The 18036-nt window shown below is 59.0% G+C and carries 17 protein-coding genes and 1 pseudogene; 11 read left to right on the plus strand and 7 right to left on the minus strand.

The genetic code is table 11. The features are described 5' to 3' along the window. Window positions 1-52: 52 nt before the first annotated feature. Window positions 53-502, minus strand: coding sequence for a peptidoglycan-binding protein LysM (lysM, locus tag OQK_RS09490; RefSeq protein WP_016772168.1), 450 nt, complete (start codon window positions 500-502; stop codon window positions 53-55). 138 nt (window positions 503-640) lie between these two features. Between lysM and OQK_RS09495 the strand changes: the two genes are divergently transcribed. From OQK_RS09495 to OQK_RS09510, 4 genes are all read left to right on the plus strand, one after another. Further along, the gene (locus OQK_RS09495; RefSeq protein WP_016772169.1) at window positions 641-1528 is read left to right on the plus strand and encodes a LysR family transcriptional regulator; all 888 of its coding nucleotides are present in this window, start codon (window positions 641-643) and stop codon (window positions 1526-1528) included. A 92-nt stretch (window positions 1529-1620) separates the two neighbouring features. Continuing rightward, window positions 1621-2460 (plus strand): formate dehydrogenase accessory sulfurtransferase FdhD, encoded by an 840-nt coding sequence (gene fdhD, locus OQK_RS09500; RefSeq protein WP_016772170.1) that lies wholly within the window; start codon window positions 1621-1623, stop codon window positions 2458-2460. Continuing rightward, on the plus strand, window positions 2457-4805 hold the full coding sequence (locus OQK_RS09505) for an FdhF/YdeP family oxidoreductase (RefSeq protein ID WP_016772171.1): 2349 nt from the start codon (window positions 2457-2459) through the stop codon (window positions 4803-4805). The genes fdhD and OQK_RS09505 overlap by 4 nt, the downstream gene beginning before the upstream one ends. Before the next feature lie 332 nt (window positions 4806-5137). Beyond that, window positions 5138-5623: a glycine zipper domain-containing protein gene (locus tag OQK_RS09510; RefSeq protein WP_016772172.1), complete on the plus strand. Its 486-nt coding sequence runs from the start codon at window positions 5138-5140 to the stop codon at window positions 5621-5623. Between the two features lie 55 nt (window positions 5624-5678). Here the strand turns inward: OQK_RS09510 and OQK_RS09515 are convergent, their stop codons facing one another. The 3 genes from OQK_RS09515 to OQK_RS09525 form a co-directional block, all read right to left on the minus strand. Next, window positions 5679-6104, minus strand: coding sequence for an acyl-CoA thioesterase (locus tag OQK_RS09515; RefSeq protein WP_016772173.1), 426 nt, complete (start codon window positions 6102-6104; stop codon window positions 5679-5681). A gap of 216 nt (window positions 6105-6320) precedes the next feature. After that, window positions 6321-7547: a 3-hydroxyacyl-CoA dehydrogenase gene (locus tag OQK_RS09520; protein ID WP_016772174.1), complete on the minus strand. Its 1227-nt coding sequence runs from the start codon at window positions 7545-7547 to the stop codon at window positions 6321-6323. A 124-nt stretch (window positions 7548-7671) separates the two neighbouring features. Continuing rightward, a complete protein-coding gene (locus tag OQK_RS09525; protein WP_016772175.1) occupies window positions 7672-9606 on the minus strand; it encodes a RecQ family ATP-dependent DNA helicase in 1935 nt (644 codons plus the stop codon). Between the two features lie 274 nt (window positions 9607-9880). Between OQK_RS09525 and OQK_RS09530 the strand changes: the two genes are divergently transcribed. From OQK_RS09530 to nadS, 3 genes are all read left to right on the plus strand, one after another. Beyond that, window positions 9881-11023, plus strand: a complete 1143-nt coding sequence (locus tag OQK_RS09530; RefSeq protein WP_016772176.1) for a hypothetical protein — start codon at window positions 9881-9883, stop codon at window positions 11021-11023. Window positions 11024-11359: 336 nt separating this feature from the next. Next, on the plus strand, window positions 11360-11674 hold the full coding sequence (locus tag OQK_RS09535; RefSeq protein ID WP_016772177.1) for a type II toxin-antitoxin system RelE/ParE family toxin: 315 nt from the start codon (window positions 11360-11362) through the stop codon (window positions 11672-11674). Between the two features lie 2 nt (window positions 11675-11676). Next, window positions 11677-11964 carry a NadS family protein gene (gene nadS / locus OQK_RS09540; RefSeq protein ID WP_016772178.1) on the plus strand — a complete coding sequence of 96 codons (288 nt, stop codon included), beginning with the start codon at window positions 11677-11679 and terminating at the stop codon, window positions 11962-11964. A 108-nt stretch (window positions 11965-12072) separates the two neighbouring features. Here nadS and OQK_RS09545 read toward each other — a convergent pair whose 3' ends face one another. Further along, the gene (locus tag OQK_RS09545) at window positions 12073-13614 is read right to left on the minus strand and encodes a phosphoenolpyruvate carboxykinase (protein ID WP_016772179.1); all 1542 of its coding nucleotides are present in this window, start codon (window positions 13612-13614) and stop codon (window positions 12073-12075) included. Between the two features lie 181 nt (window positions 13615-13795). Continuing rightward, window positions 13796-14698, minus strand: a complete 903-nt coding sequence (gene hslO, locus OQK_RS09550) for an Hsp33 family molecular chaperone HslO (RefSeq protein WP_016772180.1) — start codon at window positions 14696-14698, stop codon at window positions 13796-13798. Window positions 14699-14805: 107 nt separating this feature from the next. Here hslO and OQK_RS09555 point away from each other — a divergent pair, with 107 nt between their 5' ends. Continuing rightward, on the plus strand, window positions 14806-15606 hold the full coding sequence (locus OQK_RS09555) for a phosphatase PAP2 family protein (RefSeq protein ID WP_016772181.1): 801 nt from the start codon (window positions 14806-14808) through the stop codon (window positions 15604-15606). A 97-nt stretch (window positions 15607-15703) separates the two neighbouring features. On the opposite strand, the gene OQK_RS09560 is transcribed toward OQK_RS09555, so the two are convergent. Beyond that, on the minus strand, window positions 15704-16111 hold the full coding sequence (locus OQK_RS09560) for an RNA-binding S4 domain-containing protein (RefSeq protein ID WP_016772182.1): 408 nt from the start codon (window positions 16109-16111) through the stop codon (window positions 15704-15706). Between the two features lie 116 nt (window positions 16112-16227). On the opposite strand from OQK_RS09560, the gene rimA reads away from it, so the two are divergent. The 3 genes and pseudogenes from rimA to OQK_RS09575 all read left to right on the plus strand — a co-directional run. Continuing rightward, window positions 16228-17007, plus strand: coding sequence for a S6 modification regulatory phosphodiesterase RimA (gene rimA / locus OQK_RS09565; protein ID WP_016772183.1), 780 nt, complete (start codon window positions 16228-16230; stop codon window positions 17005-17007). A gap of 16 nt (window positions 17008-17023) precedes the next feature. Next, window positions 17024-17503 (plus strand): retropepsin-like aspartic endopeptidase RimB, encoded by a 480-nt coding sequence (gene rimB / locus OQK_RS09570; protein WP_016772184.1) that lies wholly within the window; start codon window positions 17024-17026, stop codon window positions 17501-17503. Further along, window positions 17500-18036, plus strand: a pseudogene (locus tag OQK_RS09575) (30S ribosomal protein S6--L-glutamate ligase); the annotation flags it as partial. The gene rimB and the pseudogene OQK_RS09575, both read left to right, overlap by 4 nt.

Consider the following 18036-nt stretch of genomic DNA (forward strand, 5'->3'; position numbering starts at 1 on the left):
AAATGCGTTTCAAATGTGGGAGCGAGCCTGCTCGCGAAAGCGCTTTCGAATGTTATTCAGGAATACGCAGTACTTGTCCCGGGTAGATCTTGTCTGGATGTTTGAGCTGAGGTTTGTTGGCCTCGAAAATCTTGTTGTACTGGTTGGCGTCGCCATACACGCGCTTGGAAATCGCACTCAGCGTGTCGCCCTTCTCGACCGTGACAAATTTTGCGGCGGCGGCAACGCCACCCGTCACGGTGATCTGATCGTCCACGCCACTCACGCCGGCGACGTTACCCAGGGCCAAAAGAATCTTCTCTTTCTCTTCCTGACTCGCCGCTTCACCCGTGGCGATGACCTTCTCGCCTTCAACCTTGACCTGGATCTTCGACGTATCGATACCGGTCAGCGCTTCCTGCACGTGCTTGGTCAGCGCTGCGCTGTTGGCCTCGGCCTTGTCCGGCGTCAGTGCATCGAGAATCTTTTCACCGGCTTCTTTCAAAAAACTGAACAGGCTCATCGCATTCACTCCATGTAATAAAGGGTCAGTCGTCCAAGCCTAGACCACCCCGGCCAAACCCGGTTCCAGTCCGACCAATGACGCTCCCACGCCGCAGGCGGTAGAATCGCCACACCCCGCCAACCGCCCGGAGCGAAGATGGACATCAAGCAACTGAAATTCCTCATCGCCCTCGACGAAACCCGCCATTTCGGCCAGGCCGCCGCGCGCTGCCACATCACCCAGCCGACCCTGTCGATGCGCTTGCGCAGCCTCGAAGAAGAACTCGACTTGCCATTGGTCAATCGCGGCCAGCGCTTCGAAGGCTTCACCGCACCGGGCGAGCGCGTGCTGGCGTGGGCGCGCACGGTGCTGGCGGCTTACGACGGCTTGCAGGCGGAAGCGGCGGCCTGTCGCGGAAATCTGATCGGTACGCTGCGCCTGGGCGTGGTGCCGCTGTCGAGCTTCGATCCCTTGCCGCTGATGCAACGACTGCACGCGGCGCACCCGGACTTGCGCTTCGAACTGTCGTCGCTGAGCTCCGAGCAAGTGCTCGAACACTTGGCGAACAACCGCATCGACATTGGCGTGTCGTATCTGGAACGTCTGGACAGCGAGCGCTTCGATTCGCTGGCCTTCAACGAGACGCGCATGGGCCTGCTCTATGACGAGCGCTCGTTCAACTTCGGCGAAGAACCCCTGAGCTGGGAATCGCTGATCGAACTGCCGCTGTGCATGCTCACCAGCGGCATGCACTTTCGCCAGTCCATCGACCACAACTTCCACAGCCGTGGCCTGACCCCGCAACCGCTGTTGCAAACCGACGCCGTGCATCAACTGCTGCAAGCAGTCCACGGCGGTTTTTGCTGCGCGATCATGCCGCTCGATGGCGGCGCGGAAACCCTTGCTGATCACCTGCGTCTGCAACCGATCGAAAATGCCCACACCCTCGCGCCGCTGGGGCTGATCATGCGCCGTGGCGCGCCGCGTTCAGCGCTGGCGGAAGCCTGTTTCGCGCTTTATCAGAAATCGCCAAAAGACGCTTGATCGACGGCATCTATCGGTAGATCGGTAATAGCGATTAGACGCGACAACTTGCCGCGCCTAGTCTTGACCTAGATCAAACCGTCGGTGATGCCATGAACGCCAAGCGCCCAGCCTGCGCGGCGCCAGCAATTGAAACGCCCGCGCCAGCCGCCAGCCAGACCTACAGCTACAGCGATCTACCCTTTGAGGCATCGGCCAGCACCGCGCTGGCCGAGGAAGTCGCGTTGGCGATCGCCTACAACGGCATCAGCCAGGCGGTGATGCTGGTGACCCCGACCGATCTGGAAGACTTCATTGTCGGCTTCAGCCTCGGCAGCGGCATCATCGAAGACGCCAGCGATATCTACGATCTGCAACTGACAGGCGCAGGCTCGGCGCAATACGCGCAGGTGACGATCGCCAACCGTGCGTTCTGGAACCTCAAGCAACAGCGGCGCCAGTTGGCCGGCACCAGCGGCTGCGGACTGTGCGGCGTCGAAGCCGTCGAACAGGCGCTGCCTGATCTCAAGGTGTTGCCAGGCGCAGCGTTGCCACCGATCGAGTGGCTTGATGGTCTGCGCCAGCGCATCGGCGCGTTCCAGCCGCTGGGCCAGCATTGCGGCGCGGTGCACGCGGCGGTGTTCATGAACGCCAGCGGTGAATTGCTGCTCGGCCGCGAAGACATCGGCCGACACAACGCCCTCGATAAGCTGATCGGCGGGTTGATCCGCCAGAAGATTTCTACCGAAGGCGGCCTGGCGATTGTCACCAGCCGTTGCAGCCTCGAATTGATCCAGAAAGTCTTGCGTGCCGGCATCCAGACCCTGGTCAGCCTGTCGGCACCCACCGGCCTGGCCGTGCAATGGGCCCGGCGCCATAACCTCAATCTCATCCACCTGCCGCAGAAAAGTGCGCCGCGGGTGTACAGCCCCGCGATGGAGAATCAAGCGTGAGCCAACATCATCAAGCCGACCAGAAACCTGTCCCGCGCTACAAGCCTTACAAAGGTGCCGCTGGCGGCTGGGGCGCCCTGATCAGTGTGGCCCAGGCGTGGCTGACCAGCGACAACGCCCTGAAAAACCTGCGCATGATGCTCAAGACCAACCAGAATGGCGGCTTCGACTGCCCGGGTTGCGCCTGGGGTGATTCGCCGGAAAGCGGCATGGTCAAGTTCTGCGAGAACGGCGCCAAAGCGGTGAACTGGGAAGCGACCAAGCGTCGCGTCGATGCCAAATTCTTCGCCAAGCACAGCGTCACTTCCCTGCTGGAGCAGAGCGATTACTGGCTGGAATATCAGGGCCGCCTGACCGAGCCGATGGTCTACGACGCCGAGTCCGATCGCTACAAGCCGATCAGTTGGGAAGATGCCTTCGCTCTGATCGGCAAGCACCTGCGCAATCTGCCGAGCCCGGATCAGGCCGAGTTCTACACCTCGGGCCGTGCCAGCAACGAAGCGGCGTATCTGTATCAGCTGTTCGTGCGGGCTTACGGCACCAACAATTTTCCTGACTGCTCGAACATGTGCCACGAGGCCAGCGGCGTGGCGTTGGCGCAGAGTGTCGGGGTCGGCAAAGGCACGGTGACCTTCGACGACTTCGAACACGCCGACGCGATTTTCGTCTGGGGCCAGAACCCTGGCACCAACCATCCGCGCATGCTCGAACCGTTGCGTGAAGCGGTGAAACGCGGCGCCCAAGTCGTGTGCATCAATCCGCTGAAAGAGCGCGGTCTGGAGCGTTTCCAGCATCCACAGCACCCGATCGAAATGCTCACCAACGGCGACAAGCCGACCAACACCGCGTATTTCCGCCCGGCACTCGGCGGCGACATGGCGGTGCTGCGCGGCATGGCCAAGTTCCTCCTGCAATGGGAACGCGATGCGCAGAAGGCAGGCGAGCCGGCGGTGTTCGACCATGATTTCCTCAATGCCCACAGCGCTAACGTGCTGGAGTACCTCGCCACTGTCGACGACACCTCGTGGGAGCAGATCGTCGAGCAATCGGGGCTGACCCTGGTCGAGATCGAGCAAGCTGCGCGCATGTACGCCAAAGGCAAGAACGTGATCATGTGCTGGGCCATGGGCATCACCCAGCACCGTCATTCGGTGCCGACCATTCAGGAAATCGCCAACCTGATGCTGCTGCGCGGCAATATCGGCAAACCTGGCGCCGGTCTGTGCCCGGTGCGTGGTCACAGCAACGTGCAGGGCGACCGCACCATGGGCATCAACGAGCGTCCACCGGTGGCGTTCCTCGACTCGCTGGAGCGTCGCTTCCAGTTCAAGGTGCCACGCCACAATGGCCACAACGTGGTCGAGGCGATTCATGCGATGGCCGAAGGTCGCGCCAAGGTGTTCATCGGCTTGGGCGGCAACTTTGCCCAGGCCACGCCGGACAGCTCGCGCACCTTCGAAGCGCTGCGCAATTGTGACCTGACCGTGCAGATCAGCACCAAGCTCAACCGCAGCCACCTCGCTCACGGCAAAGACGCGTTGATCCTGCCGTGCCTGGGCCGCACCGACATCGACATCCAGACCGAAGGCCCGCAAGCGGTGACCGTGGAAGACTCGTTCAGCATGGTCCACGCGTCCAACGGCCAGTTGCAGCCGCTGTCGAACCAGATGCGCTCGGAGCCGTCGATCATCGCCGGCATCGCTGCCGCGACGTTGGGTAGCCAACCGGTGGACTGGAACTGGCTGGTAGCCGATTACGGGCGCATTCGCGAACTGATCGCCGACACCATCCCGAGTTTCAAAGACTTCAACGACAAGATCAAAAACCCGGGCGGCTTCTATCTGGGCAACTCGGCTGGCGCCCGCAAGTGGAACACGCCGTCAGGCCGCGCCAACTTCCGCGCCAATCAGTTGCCGAAAGATCTGGTCCACGAACGCACCCGCGCCACCGGCCAGGTGCCGGATCTGATCCTGCAATCGATGCGCTCCCACGATCAGTACAACACGACGATCTATGGTCTCGACGACCGCTACCGTGGCGTGAAGGGCCAGCGTGACGTGCTGTTCGCCAACGAGGCCGACATCATTCGTCTGGGCTTCCGTCCGGGACAGAAGGCCGACATCGTGTCGATCTGGGACGATGGTCGCGAGCGCCGGGTGAAAGGTTTTACATTGTTGGCGTTCGATATTCCTGCGGGGCAGGCGGCGGCGTACTATCCGGAGGTCAATCCGCTGGTGCCGCTGGAAAGTACGGGGGATGGCAGCCACACGCCGACGTCGAAGTTCATTGCGATCCGGCTGGAAGCGGCGAGTGAGACTGGGTTGATCATGGCTAAATCCGCTTAACCGCGGAGCCAGATCCGGCCCCTTCGCGAGCAGGCTCGCTCCCACAGTTGGAATGCATTTCAAATGTGGGAGCGAGCCTGCTCGCGAAAGCCATCGATCTTTCAACAGATCTGCCGTGGCAAAGATTTTCGACCGCTCACAAAAAAGGCCGTTTCTGCATGAAAACGGCCTGTCCGAAGTAGCTAAAGACCGGCGAAAATCGGTTAAGTTCCGGTGAAAAAACAGTAACTTGCAATATTGTATACAAGTCGTGTTATTCGTCGGATTTTGATTGTCACGCCCATTGCAGAGCTTCAGGATCGGCGCCGTCATCCCTTTGAGGCTCATCCTCTATGAAGTTCTCCTCGATTCTCTTGTTGTCCCTTGGCCTGGTCAGTGGCTTCGCTTCTGCCGGAGGCACCACCGAAGCAGGTGTGGGCGGCGCATTGGGCGGGGTTCTTGGCTCGGTCGTCGGTCAATCGTTAGGCGGCAATACAGGTTCCACCATCGGCGCAGCCCTGGGCGGCGCGGGTGGTAGTGCGGTCGGCGCAGACAAGCGCAGCCGTGGCGAAGCAGCCATCGGCGGTGCACTGGGCGCAGCCGGCGGTAACGTCGTCGGCCGTAGTCTCGGCGGCACCACCGGCAGCCTGATCGGCTCCGCTGCTGGTGGCGGTGCAGGTGGCGCGCTGGGTAACTACATGGGCAACAAGAGCGACGATGATGATCGTCGCTACGACCGTGGCCATGATGACCGTCGCTACTACCGCGACCGTGGTCATCCAGGTCGCGGCCATGCCTACGGCCACCGCAAGCATCACAAGTACTATCGCCACCATTAAGGCGAAGGCATGAACAAAAAATCGCAGCTTTTGAGCTGCGATTTTTTTTGCGCGCCTAGACCACCAACCGTTCCAGCGCCCCGCGCAAACCGGCAGGAATCGGCACCGGCTGATTGCTCGCCCGATCAACAAACACATGCACGAACCGCCCCGCCGCACACGCCTCGCTTTCGCCAACCTTGAACACAGCCAGTTCGTATTGCACCGAACTGTTGCCCAGCTTGCCGACCCGCAGTCCGATCTCGATCAGATCGGGAAAAGCGATCGAGGCAAAGTAATCGCAGGCGGAACTGACCACGAATCCCACCACTTCGCCGTCATGAATATCCAGGCCACCGACCTGAATCAGATAAGTGTTCACCGCCGTGTCGAAGAAGCTGTAGTAGGTAACGTTGTTGACGTGACCGTAGGCGTCGTTGTCGTGCCAGCGTGTGGTGATGGGCTGGAAGTGGGGGTAGTCGATGCGCTGAGGGGTGGACATGGTTGTGCTGGTTCTCTTGTTTTTCAGTGAGGGCGCTTGCCCTCACCCTAGCCCTCTCCCAGAGGTAGAGGGGACTGACCGATGTGTTCTCTCGAAATACACCGACCTGAACTGTCGAGTCGAGCTCACATTCGAAAATCACGAAGATCGGCTCCCTTTCCCCCTCTCCCCTTGGGGGAGAGGGCTGGGGTGAGGGGATAGATTTTCGCCGTAACACTATGCGTGAGCAAACCCCTTGCCCTGCGCCGCCAGTTCGCCAATCAGCCGCGCCGGCTTCCACTGATCGCCCTGGCGCGTCTCCAGTGCCAGCAAGCGCTGATGAATATCCGCCAGCCCTTGCTGATCCGCCCAGGCCATCGGTCCACCCTTATCCGCTGGAAAACCATAGCCGTTCAAGTACACCAGATCGATGTCATGGGCCGAGCCGGCAATGCCTTCCTGCAGAATCTTCGCGCCTTCGTTGATCAGCGCCAGCAAACAGCGCTCAAGGATTTCTTCAGGACCGATGTCGCGACGCTGGAAACCCAGCTCTTCGCTGACCCGCAGCACCAGTGCATCCACTTCGGGATCATGCTCGGCCTGGCGACTGCCCGGCTCATAGTGGTAGTAGCCGTTGCCGGACTTCTGCCCGAACCGGCCCATCTCACACAGGCGGTTATCCACCTGAACCTCGGGCGCATCCTGCCCCTTGCCAGCTAGCTGCCGAGCACGCCATTCCAGATCGATGCCAACCACGTCGTACATGCGAAACGGCCCCATGGCGAAGCCGAAGCCTTGCAGCGCGGTATCCACCTGCTGTGGATAAGCACCTTCGAGAAGCATCTTGCGCGCTTCCAGTACATACGGATGCAGCATGCGGTTGCCGATAAAACCGTGACAGTTGCCCGACACCACGCTGACCTTGCCCATGCGCTTGCCGAGCGCCAGCGCTGCTTCCAGGGCCGCTGGTGAGGTTTGCGCACCTCGCACTATTTCCAGCAGTTTCATGATGTGCGCGGGGCTGAAGAAATGCAGACCCAGCACCTGTGCCGGGCGCCGGGTCGCAGCCGCGATGGCGTCGATGTCCAGCGCCGAGGTGTTGCTCGCCAGCAGCGCCTCAGGCTTGAGCAGACCATCCAGTTCGCGAAAAATCTTCTGCTTCAGTTCGAGATTCTCGTACACCGCTTCGATCACCAGATCGACATTGCGAATCGCCGCGTAATCCGCCGCCGCAGATATACGAGCAATTCGCGCATCCGCCTCGGCCTGATCAATGCGGCCCTGGCGCACGTTGTGTGCATAAGTTTCGGCGACCGTAGTCAGCGCCTGCTCAAGCATCTGTGGATTGTTATCCACCCATTGCACGTTCACCCCGGCATTGGCCAGGCACATGACGATGCCACGGCCCATGGTGCCCGCGCCGATCACGGCAGCCTGCTGAATCTCGAAGCTTGTCTGGCTCATGTTGTTCTCTTGTGAGTTGCCCGAAGACAGATTCCAACCTTAGTCAGGCCACGACGCTTTTTGAAGTTTATTAGCGTGATGATCGACATTCAGCGGATGGATGCAGCGACCACAGACTCTCTGCTTAATCGAGCAAGTGACTGTCCGCCCACTCGCGGACCTCTGCGTAGGGATACTCTTCCAACGCAGCAAAACCCGGTATCGCCCGCGCCTTGAGTTTGGTGAACAACGGCACGCTGATTCCGCACAGGAACCGTGTCAGGCGTTCGGCCGTCGGAAGGCTGCCTGTGTGCTGCTCATGCCTGTGGATAAATTCACCACACAGCTGCGCGAAGTTTTTATCCACAAGCGGCGGCAATGGCGGCGGCTCCGGCAACCGCGCGATCTGGCCGTGACATACCGAACAATGGCCGCAATGTTCAGGGGCATTGTGGTCACCGAAATACTCGGCCAGGCGATAACCCAGGCAGCGTTCGGTGGCGAACACCTCAAGCATGGCGTGAATTCGCGCCACTTCAGTCTCTTCGTGACGAGTGAAGTACTCGTGCAGCTCAGCGCTCAGGGCGTCGCTGGCAAAATCACTGTGCAGCAGGCTGTAAACCTCGGTCATTTGCTTGCTTTCAAGCTCGACCCAGCCTTTTTCCTGGAAGTAATCAAGCGCTGTCACTACGCGATTGCGCTCGGCGGAATACTGCGAATACATCGCCTCGAAATCTACTGTGGCCCAGGTGCGTGCTCGCGTGGACGTTCTGATGATCGCCGCAACGAAATCCCTGCGCTCGCCTTCGAAGCGCTGGAGCAATGCTTCAGGCTCAAGCAGATATTTGAAGCGGTATTCAGCGTAATAAGCGTAGCGCGGCGCGATCAGGCCCCGCAGTTCCAGCTGCACCAGCAAAGTCTTCAACGGCAACGAGCGAATGTTGCTCTGATCCGCCAATGGCCCGAGCAAAAACTCCCATTGTCCGTCCGGCACTGAGGCTTTGAGCTCTTCGAGCACATAATGAATCCCGTCGCGTTCGGGCGTATCACCGTAGACGAAGTTTTCCAGCACATTGAGGCTGTCGCGATTGGCCAATACCAGGCAGTCCGAGGGTTGTCCGTCGCGTCCGGCACGGCCGATTTCCTGACTGTAGTTTTCGATGGATTTGGGCAGATCGAAATGCACCACGTTGCGGATGTCGCTCTTGTCGATGCCCATCCCGAAGGCAATGGTGGCGACAATGCAGTTGGACTGCCCGGCCATGAAGCGGCGTTGAATGTCTTCACGCTGATCGTGGGGCAAACCCGCGTGGTATGCCTCGGCCTGGATTCCGTTGCGTTGAAGATGCTCGGCGATATGCTCGGCGGTCTTCTGCAACGTCACGTAGACAATGCTCGGCTGCCCAGGACGCTCGGCCATCCATTCGACCAGACGCCGGCGTTTGTCCTGACCGGGTACAGGCTCGACCAGCAGGTTGAGGTTAGGCCGGTAAAATCCGGTGGTCACCACATCTGCCGGGGCGATGGCGAATTTGGCCTGCATGTCGGCTATGACTTTTGGTGTCGCCGTGGCGGTGAGCAGCAAGGCCTGCGGGATGTTAAACTGACGTTGGTAGTCCGGCAGTTTCAGATAGTCCGGCCGAAAGTTGTGGCCCCATTCGGAAATGCAGTGCGCCTCGTCGACCACCAGCAACGAGATCGGCACCTGCTGCAGAAAGTTGCGGAAGCGCTCATTTTTCAGGCGTTCGACGGAGATCATCAGAATCTTCAATTCCCCCGAACGCGCACGAGCCATGACGTCGTTGGCATCCTCGCGGCTCTGCGCCGAATCGATACTGCCCGCCGAAATGCCGTGGCGCTTGAGGAAGGCCAATTGATCCTGCATCAACGCCAGCAACGGCGAAACCACCAATGTCAGGTGTGGCAGTAAAAGCGCCGGTAGCTGATAGCAAAGCGATTTGCCGGAGCCGGTGGGAAAGATTGCCGCCGCGGAGCGCCCCGCCAGCACCGCGCTGACAGCGGCCTCCTGACCGGGGCGAAACTGTGGATAACCAAAAACCTGTTCCAGGGTGTGGTGCATTTACTGTCACTCCTTTGACTGCTGCCATGCCCAAAGCCTAGCGGGCGATTGCAGCGAGTCGAGAAAAGGTCGGGGTTGAATCGATACTGAATAATACATGGGAAGCGAAAACCAAGCGTGTAACAATCGAAGCGTCTCGACAAACTTTCGAAAAACCAAGCTACATATATATAACAAACTTAAAAATTACAAACACAGACACAACAGCACCCTTTATTTATAAAAACACTTCGAACTAACTTGACCGCTCTTATTCATAAGCAAGAGCAACGAAATGACAACTTTAACAATCTTTTTCTGCGGCACCGGCTCCAACAAGTTTGACGAAAACCATAAAAGCTTCTGGGACGGCGAAATCGTTTCTACGCTCGCTGCACACCACAGCGGACGCGAATTTGCCGAGTGGATCGTCGTCGACGGCCCTGGCAGCGGCAATCTGCAAGCCGACGACCTGTTCACCAAGACGTCTGAATACGGCTTGTCCGGCACGCTGTTCGGCAAAGGCTGGGATGAAAACGTGCAGCACGCGTTGAATATCATCAAAGGCAAATGCGATTGGCAGCGTAAACAACTTACCGAGGCAGAATATAACCGTCTGAAAGCGGCAGGTATTCCTATTGAAGATGTAAAAGAGGAAGGCTCCTGGTTCTGGCGCCAGTATAACTATGGCGACCGAAGTATCACGCAACAGAAGTTGCAGGAACAGATCATCAAGACTTTCCGCAAGGACGGCATTATTCCGACGCGTGTCAATCTGCTCGGCTGGAGCCGGGGTGGTATCAGTTGCCATATGCTTGCCAATGCAATGTCCAGGGACGCTGCGCTCAAACATATTCCGGTGAATATCTTTGCGATTGATCCAGTCCCGGGAATTGGCAACTTCCAGGAAAACCGCGTCAAACTCGAATCCAACGTCAAGGAATACATCGCCTTCTATGCCCGCGACGAGCGCTCAAAAGGCTTCAGCTGCGTGATCCCGCAAACCGCTACCGGCACCAGGACTTCGATCTATCCAATGGCCGGTCGCCACGCCACCCTTGCTGGCAACGCCACGGCGCTCGGCGGCGAGCCCACCAACAGCAGCGACCTCAACGCGCTGATCGAGCCCGGCCGCATCGTTCGCCATCTGGCGGAAACCTGCCTCAAGCGCTGGGGCGTGCCACTGAGCAAAACGCTCAACCTGACAGATACCGACCTGCGCCGCCTCACCGGCGCCATCGTCAGCGACGAAGCCCGCTACAAGAAGATGCACAGCCAGTCCTACACCTATTTCACCGAACTGGACAAAGGCGAGCGCTATGTCTCGCTGGGCAGCAAAGGCGTGCCGTTTTCAGCAGTCAAAGGCACGATCTACCGCCCTGCAACCGGACTGACCACAAGCCTGCTGGATATTTCCGGTTACCAGCATCTGCGTTGAAAGGCGTTGAAGAATCGGTAGCAACGTCTGGCGCTCTGTTCGTCCCATTCCTACTTCACGCGATGCCTTGTCGGCTATCACGAGGTGGTGGTGCGAACCTATAGTCGTGGGTGTCGCTGCTTTGGTCAGCGACACCCACATCACCCACGCTCTGTACCTGCTGACAGGTCGGCTGCGAGCTGCTGCAAGTCGCGCAGACACAGATGCTCAACTGGAAAGCCCCTGCCTAAGGCGAGCAGCCTGATCGCCGCCGATCATCTGTCGGCGACCAGGCACCAGTCATCGTCATCAACACTTCAGCATTGCCTGAAAGTAAGTCACTGGCGTACATTGACCATGATTTTTATTGAGACTTCAGTCTTCACCCGCCGAGTAAGAGAGTTACTGGACGACGATGCCTACGCCACCTTTCAAAAGCAGTTGGTCGCAAACCCGTCTATTGGCGATGTAATCGAAGGAACCGGCGGGGTGCGTAAAGCACGAGTCGCCTCCAAAGGCCATGGCAAACGGGGTGGCGCACGGGTTATCTACTACCACTTCGTTTCAGCATCACAGATCGCGTTGTTGATGATTTATCCAAAAAACGAGCAGCAGGATCTTACCCATGACGAACGGAAAGCACTGAAGGCCCTGATTGGAAACTGGAGGTAACCATGAGCAAGTTTTTTGATGAGCTGATGGAAAGCGTGCAGGAAATGGATGAGATTCTTCGGGGTGAAAAAAAGCCGTCCCGCGAATTCTATGTGGATGCATTACAGGTTAAACAGATTCGCAAAGCGACGGGAATGACGCAGGCAAAGTTCGCAGCCTTGATTGATGTCCAATTGGGAACGTTACGCAATTGGGAGCAAGGTCGTCGTCAGCCGACTGGGCCGGCCAAAGCACTACTCAAGGCCATTCATAACGATCCTGTCCATGTGCTGAGTGCACTGGCTGATTGACACATAGCCAGGGCAAGCCACGTCTTTGACGTCCAACCAAGCTGCATTTCAGATCGGAAATAAAAAACCGCCCCAAAGGGCGGTTTTTTATTCACTGCAAACCACTGCTTACAACTTCGGCCCAGCCGCCTTGATCGCGTCGCTCACTTCGAACTTCTTGAAGTTCTCGATGAACAGACCGGCCAATGCTTTCGCTGCCTCGTCGTACGCCGCCTTGTCAGCCCAGGTGTTGCGTGGGTTGAGCAGGTTGGTGTCGACGCCCGGAACGGCCAGTGGCACGTCGAGGTTGATGGTGTCGAGGTGCTCGGTGGCGGCACCGATCAGTGCGCCGCTCTGGATCGCGGCGATCACTGCGCGGGTGGTCGGGATGTTGAAGCGTTGGCCGACGCCGTAGCCGCCGCCGGTCCAGCCGGTGTTGACCAGGTAGACCTTGGAGCCGAAGCCGCGGATGCGCTTGATCAGCAGTTCGGCGTATTCGCCAGCCGGACGCGGGAAGAACGGTGCGCCGAAGCAGGTGGAGAAGGTCGACTTGATGCCGCTGCCCGAACCCATTTCAGTCGAGCCCACCAGTGCGGTGTAGCCGGACAGGAAGTGGTAGGCCGCTTGCTCTTCGTTGAGGATCGACACTGGCGGCAGCACGCCGGTCAGGTCGCAGGTCAGGAAGATCACCGCGTTTGGCTCGCCACCCAGGTTCTTCTCGGAGCGCTTGGCAACGTGCTCCAGCGGGTAGGCGGCGCGGCTGTTCTGGGTCAGGCTGACATCGGCGTAGTCGGCGTGCTTGGCGTCGTCGATAACGACGTTCTCCAGCACTGCACCGTGCTTGATGGCTTTCCAGATGACCGGCTCGTTCTTCTCGGAGAGGTCGATGCACTTGGCGTAGCAACCGCCTTCGATGTTGAACACCACGCCTTCGCCCCAGCCGTGTTCGTCGTCACCGATCAGGTAACGGCTTTCGTCGGCCGACAGGGTGGTTTTACCGGTGCCCGACAGACCGAAGAACAGGGTCACGTCGCCGTCTTCGCCGATGTTGGCAGCACAGTGCATTGGCAGCACGTCAGCGGCCGGCAGCAGGAAGTTTTGCACCGAGAACATGGCTTTCTTCATCTCGCCGGCGTAACGCATGCCGGCGATCAGCACTTTCTTCTGCGCGAAGTTGATGATCACGCAACCATCGGAGTTGGTGCCGTCACGCTCAGGCACGCACTCGAAGTTGGCGACGTTGAGCACTTGCCATTCTTCACGGCCAGCCGGGTTGTACTGGGCCGGGTTGATGAACAGGCAACGACCGAACAGGTTCTGCCAGGCAGTCTGCGTGGTCATTTTCACGGCCAGGTAGTGATCTTCCGCCGCGCCTACATGCACGTGGGAAACGAAGTGCTCTTGCGCGTTGTTGAAGGCCTCGACGCGAGCCCACAGGGCATCGAACTTGTCGGCCGGGAACTTGCGGTTGATCGGGCCCCAGGCGATAGCAGCCTGGGTGGAAGGCTCTTCAACGATGAAACGGTCGACTGGCGAACGGCCGGTGCGGTGACCGGTGCGAACAACCAGAGCGCCGGTATCGGCAAGCTCGCCTTCACCGCGATTCAGGGCTTCTTTTACCAGATCATCAACACTCAGATCGGTGTACACGGCGTTATTGGCTTGCGTCATGAGGTTCCCCGTCGGCCAGTGGCCGAGTGTGCTCCAAACGTTTTGTAGTAGAAAGTCGTGCACTACTACCGCGAAAAAAGTGGGCCGGATTATGCCAGAAAAGCCCAAAAAGAGTAGGGTCCTCCCGTCGTAACGGCGATATTCCGTCATTACGCAGTGAATTTACCTGCGCTGAACCGTTTTAGTGACGGGTATCTGACGGCGTATCGACGCCCGCGCCAGCGAACAATTGAGCAATATCGGCCGCGTCGAACAGGTACTGCTGATTGCAGAACTGGCAATCGATCTCGACTTTGCCGCCCTGCTCGGCTGCCAGCGCCAACGCATCTTCCAGCCCAAGACTGACCAGCGCATTGCCGGAGCGTTCCCGCGAGCAACTGCAACTGAAGCGCAAATGCTGCACATCGAACAGGCGCACCTGTTCTTCATGGTACAGACGATGCAGGACGGTTTCGTTGTCCAGGCTCAGCAGCTCATCGGCGCTCAGAGTGCTGGCCAACGCGGTGAGGTGCTGCCAGCTGGCGGCGCGATCCTCTTCGTCTTTCAAGCGATCGGCGGGGAGTTGTTGCAGCAGCATGCCGCGGGCACGACGACCGTCGGCGAACAGCTTGAAGCGCGTGCCAACCTGCTGCGACATGACGAAGTAGTTGGTGAAGCAATCCGACAGGGTTTCGCCGTCGAGATCGACAATGCCCTGATAGCGCTGGCCAACAGTCGGGTCGACGGTCAGGGCCAGGACGCCGTCCGGCATCAGATCGCTGAGGGTGGCGTCTGCGGCGATCTGCTCGGCGTTGTAACGCGCCAGACCACGGATCTCACGCTCGCTGGAGCACTCGATCATCAGCAGCGGAATCGGCCCTTCCGAGCGTGCCTGCAAAATCAGCAAGCCATCGAACTTGAGCGTGCCGACCAGCAACGAAGCGGCCGCCATCAGTTCGCCGAGCAACTGCGCGACAGGTTCCGGGTACGGGTGTTTGGCGAGGACTTCGGCGTAGCTGCGCTCCAGCGCTACCAGTTCGCCGCGAGTGTCGCTGTCATCGAAGATGAAGCGTTGAGTGAAATCGGTATCCGCTAGGTCGGTCATAGGTCTGGGTATCTGAATGTGATGACAAAATGATTACAAAACGTGAAAATTTGCGCTTGCTGGCACTTTTTTTGGTGCCGGCGCTTTTTCGCCATGGGAGGCATTTTATGAACAATCCGGGTTTGTTCCAATCAAGGTGGAACCTCGGCCGGCTGGTTCTGTGTAACGTAGTGCCGTTGGCGCTGCTGGCTTTCTGGTTATGGCCTACCGGCCAGATGCTGTGTGTGATTTTCGACGAGTGGCTGTTCCGCTCGCTGAATGCACCGCTGGCCAGCAACCCGATATGGCTCCACATTTGGGCAATTGCAAGTCTGCGCCCGTTCGACATCGTCGTCGGACTGATTCTGCTGACGCTGCTGATCAAGGGCGACTGGGTCTTCAGGGCAATCGACGTGCGTCGCGCGTTCTTCGGTTTTTTCTCGATCCTGCTGCTGATGGTGGTGATCCGCGCGCTGTTTTCCAAATTCGCCGATCACATGGGCTGGCAGCACAGCAGCCCGTCAATGGTGCTTGAGGGCGCCGTGCACATCAGCGATTACTTTCCGCATCTGGAAAAAACCTGGGAGCTGAAGGACCGTTCCGGCCAGAGTTTCCCCGGTGATCATGCCTCAGTGTTGTTGATCTGGGCGTTGTTCATGGGCGTGTTCAGCCGCACCGTCGGACAATTTCTAACAGTATGGGGTCTGGCCGTGTTGTTCATGCTGCCGCGTCTGGTGGCCGGCGCGCATTGGGGTCAGGACGACTACATCGGCGGCGTGCTGCTGGCGGTGTGGGCGTTGGGCTGGGGTTACTACACACCGTTTGCCTATCACGCGGCGAACTTCTGGTTGAAACTGACCGCGCCGGTTTTCGCGTTGCTGGGCAAGCTGCCGATGGTGTCGCGGATGAGTGTGGTGCGTAGCGCCTGATACCGCGTCGTACTCGATTCGCGAGCAGGCTCGCTGCCACAGACGACTCGATCGAATGTGGCAGCGAGCCTGCTCGCGAAGAGGCCGGCACAACGTTTCAATCTTCGTTGCTGCTACCGCGAAACTTGAACAGATCCCGCCGCTGTTTCTTGCTCGGCTTGCCATCGGTGCTCACGCCCAACGACCCTGCCTTGCGCATTGCCGCAGCCGCTTCACGCTTGGCGACACTCGCCTCGGTCTCGGCATACAAGGTCTGCGCCTCGGGTGCGCCACGACGCACGATCGACAATGCCTCGACCCTCACCGTGCGCACTTCGAAGCCGGTACGAATCTCGAACTCATCACCGATGCGCGGCTCCTTGCCCGGTTTGCAGCGCTCGCCACGGCAATGCACCTTGCCACTTTCAATGGCGGCTTTGGCCAATGCACGGGTCTTGTAGAAACGCGCTGCCCATAGCCATTTATCGAGACGGACCTTGTCGTCCTCCTCCTGCTTCTGTCCCATATGAATTCCTCGCTCAGCCAGTAGTCGGAACTGTACTACCGTTTCTGTCGGGCGCAAGAACTCGGCCCTCCAGATAGACTGTGATCTTCGCCGCCTGACCGGCCTGGAGTGACCGCGTGACTAAATTTCCAACTTCGTTGACCTCAACCAAGGGCGGTTGCCAGGGCTGCCAGCAGAGCGAACCGCTGGACTTCGATTTTGCCTTCGCCTACCAGCCGATCGTCGACCTGCGCGACCAGTCGGTATTCGCCCACGAGGCGCTGGTGCGAGGCGTGGCCGGGGAAGGTGCACTGTCGGTGTTAAATCAGGTTACAGAAGATAACCGCTACCGTTTCGACCAGCTCTGCCGGACCCGCGCCATCGAAGGCGCGGCGAGCCTTAATATGCAGACACACTTGTCGATCAACTTTTTGCCCAACGCCGTCTACCGTCCAGAGCTATGCATTCGCAGCACGCTGGAGGCCGCACGCAAACACAACTTTCCGATCGACCGGCTGATTTTCGAAACCCTGGAAATCGAGCACGTAGATAATTATCGCCATTTGACCAATATTCTGCGTGAATACCGCGAATTCGGCTTCAAGACCGCCATCGACGATTTCGGTGCCGGTTATTCGGGGCTCAATCTGCTGGCTGATTTCCAACCGGACCTGATCAAACTCGACATGGCGCTGATCCGCGATGTTGACCAGGACCGTGTCCGTCAGGTGATCGTGCGGGGGATTGTCACAATGTGTGCGGAGTTGGACGTTACAGTCATTGCCGAAGGCATAGAAAGCGCCGGGGAACGGGATTTCCTCGCGGACTGTGGAATATTTCTGATGCAGGGCTACTGGTTCGCCAGACCCGCATTCAAAGCGTTGGCCCAGGTGCCGGACGAAGCCTGGAAGCGTTAACCCTTGGTTTTTATCTTTGAAGACATTTGATCATTTGACCGTTGTCGGTCTGCGCGAGTGGGTGGCGCTCCCGGGCCTGGGAGTCGCGGGCCTGCGCGCAAAAATCGACACCGGCGCCAGCACCTCCAGCCTGCACGCCACCGATATCGAACCGTTCGAACGCGACGGCGAGAAATGGGTGCGCTTCACTGCGCATCTCGGCACGGTGGTGCAGTTGCGTCACCGGCGCTGTGAGGCACCGCTTGTCACGCGCAAAACCATCAAGAGCTCCAACGGCCATGCGCAAGTGCGCTATGTGATCAGCACCACGCTGGCCCTGGGCGATCGGGTCTGGCCGGTGGAGTTCACCCTGGCCTGCCGCAAGTCCATGCGTTATCGCCTGTTGCTCGGTTCCAAAGCCCTGATCGATGGCCAGTTGGTGGTCAATCCGGGCATCAAGTATGTACAAGACAAGCCGGTGTTCCCGGTATCTACCTCCTCCACAGGTGTTGCATGAAGATCGCTGTGCTGTCGCGTAATCCGCGTCTGTATTCCACCCGCCGTCTGGTCGAAGCCGGAATCGAGCGCGGGCATGAAATGGTGGTGATCGACACCTTGCGCGCCTACATGAACATTGCCAGCCACAAGCCGCAGATCCATTACCGCGGCAAACCGCTGGAAGGTTTCGACGCGGTGATCCCGCGGATCGGCGCATCGGTGACGTTCTACGGCTGCGCGGTGTTGCGTCAGTTCGAAATGATGGGCGTGTTCCCGCTCAACGAGTCGGTGGCGATTGCCCGCTCGCGGGACAAATTGCGTTCGCTGCAGCTGCTGTCGCGGCGCGGCATCGGTTTGCCGGTCACCGGTTTTGCCCACTCGCCGGACGATATTCCCGACCTGATCGCCATGGTCAACGGCGCACCGCTGGTGATCAAGGTACTTGAAGGCACTCAGGGCATCGGCGTGGTGCTGTGCGAAACCGCGACGGCGGCAGAGTCGGTGATCGAAGCGTTCATGGGCCTGAAGCAGAACATCATGGTTCAGGAATAC

The organism is Pseudomonas sp. R62 (assembly GCF_000257605.1).
GTDB lineage: Bacteria > Pseudomonadota > Gammaproteobacteria > Pseudomonadales > Pseudomonadaceae > Aquipseudomonas > Aquipseudomonas atacamensis.

Excerpts from the sequence above, each read along its gene's own strand:
- lysM (WP_016772168.1), bottom strand. The coding sequence starts at position 502 with ATGAGCCTGTTCAGTTTTTTGAAAGAAGCCGGTGAAAAGATTCTCGAT.
- OQK_RS09495 (WP_016772169.1), top strand. The coding sequence starts at position 641 with ATGGACATCAAGCAACTGAAATTCCTCATCGCCCTCGACGAAACCCGC.
- fdhD (WP_016772170.1), top strand. The coding sequence starts at position 1,621 with ATGAACGCCAAGCGCCCAGCCTGCGCGGCGCCAGCAATTGAAACGCCC.
- OQK_RS09510 (WP_016772172.1), top strand. The coding sequence starts at position 5,138 with ATGAAGTTCTCCTCGATTCTCTTGTTGTCCCTTGGCCTGGTCAGTGGC.
- OQK_RS09515 (WP_016772173.1), bottom strand. The coding sequence starts at position 6,104 with ATGTCCACCCCTCAGCGCATCGACTACCCCCACTTCCAGCCCATCACC.
- OQK_RS09520 (WP_016772174.1), bottom strand. The coding sequence starts at position 7,547 with ATGAGCCAGACAAGCTTCGAGATTCAGCAGGCTGCCGTGATCGGCGCG.
- OQK_RS09525 (WP_016772175.1), bottom strand. The coding sequence starts at position 9,606 with ATGCACCACACCCTGGAACAGGTTTTTGGTTATCCACAGTTTCGCCCC.
- OQK_RS09530 (WP_016772176.1), top strand. The coding sequence starts at position 9,881 with ATGACAACTTTAACAATCTTTTTCTGCGGCACCGGCTCCAACAAGTTT.
- OQK_RS09535 (WP_016772177.1), top strand. The coding sequence starts at position 11,360 with ATGATTTTTATTGAGACTTCAGTCTTCACCCGCCGAGTAAGAGAGTTA.
- nadS (WP_016772178.1), top strand. The coding sequence starts at position 11,677 with ATGAGCAAGTTTTTTGATGAGCTGATGGAAAGCGTGCAGGAAATGGAT.
- OQK_RS09545 (WP_016772179.1), bottom strand. The coding sequence starts at position 13,614 with ATGACGCAAGCCAATAACGCCGTGTACACCGATCTGAGTGTTGATGAT.
- hslO (WP_016772180.1), bottom strand. The coding sequence starts at position 14,698 with ATGACCGACCTAGCGGATACCGATTTCACTCAACGCTTCATCTTCGAT.
- OQK_RS09555 (WP_016772181.1), top strand. The coding sequence starts at position 14,806 with ATGAACAATCCGGGTTTGTTCCAATCAAGGTGGAACCTCGGCCGGCTG.
- OQK_RS09560 (WP_016772182.1), bottom strand. The coding sequence starts at position 16,111 with ATGGGACAGAAGCAGGAGGAGGACGACAAGGTCCGTCTCGATAAATGG.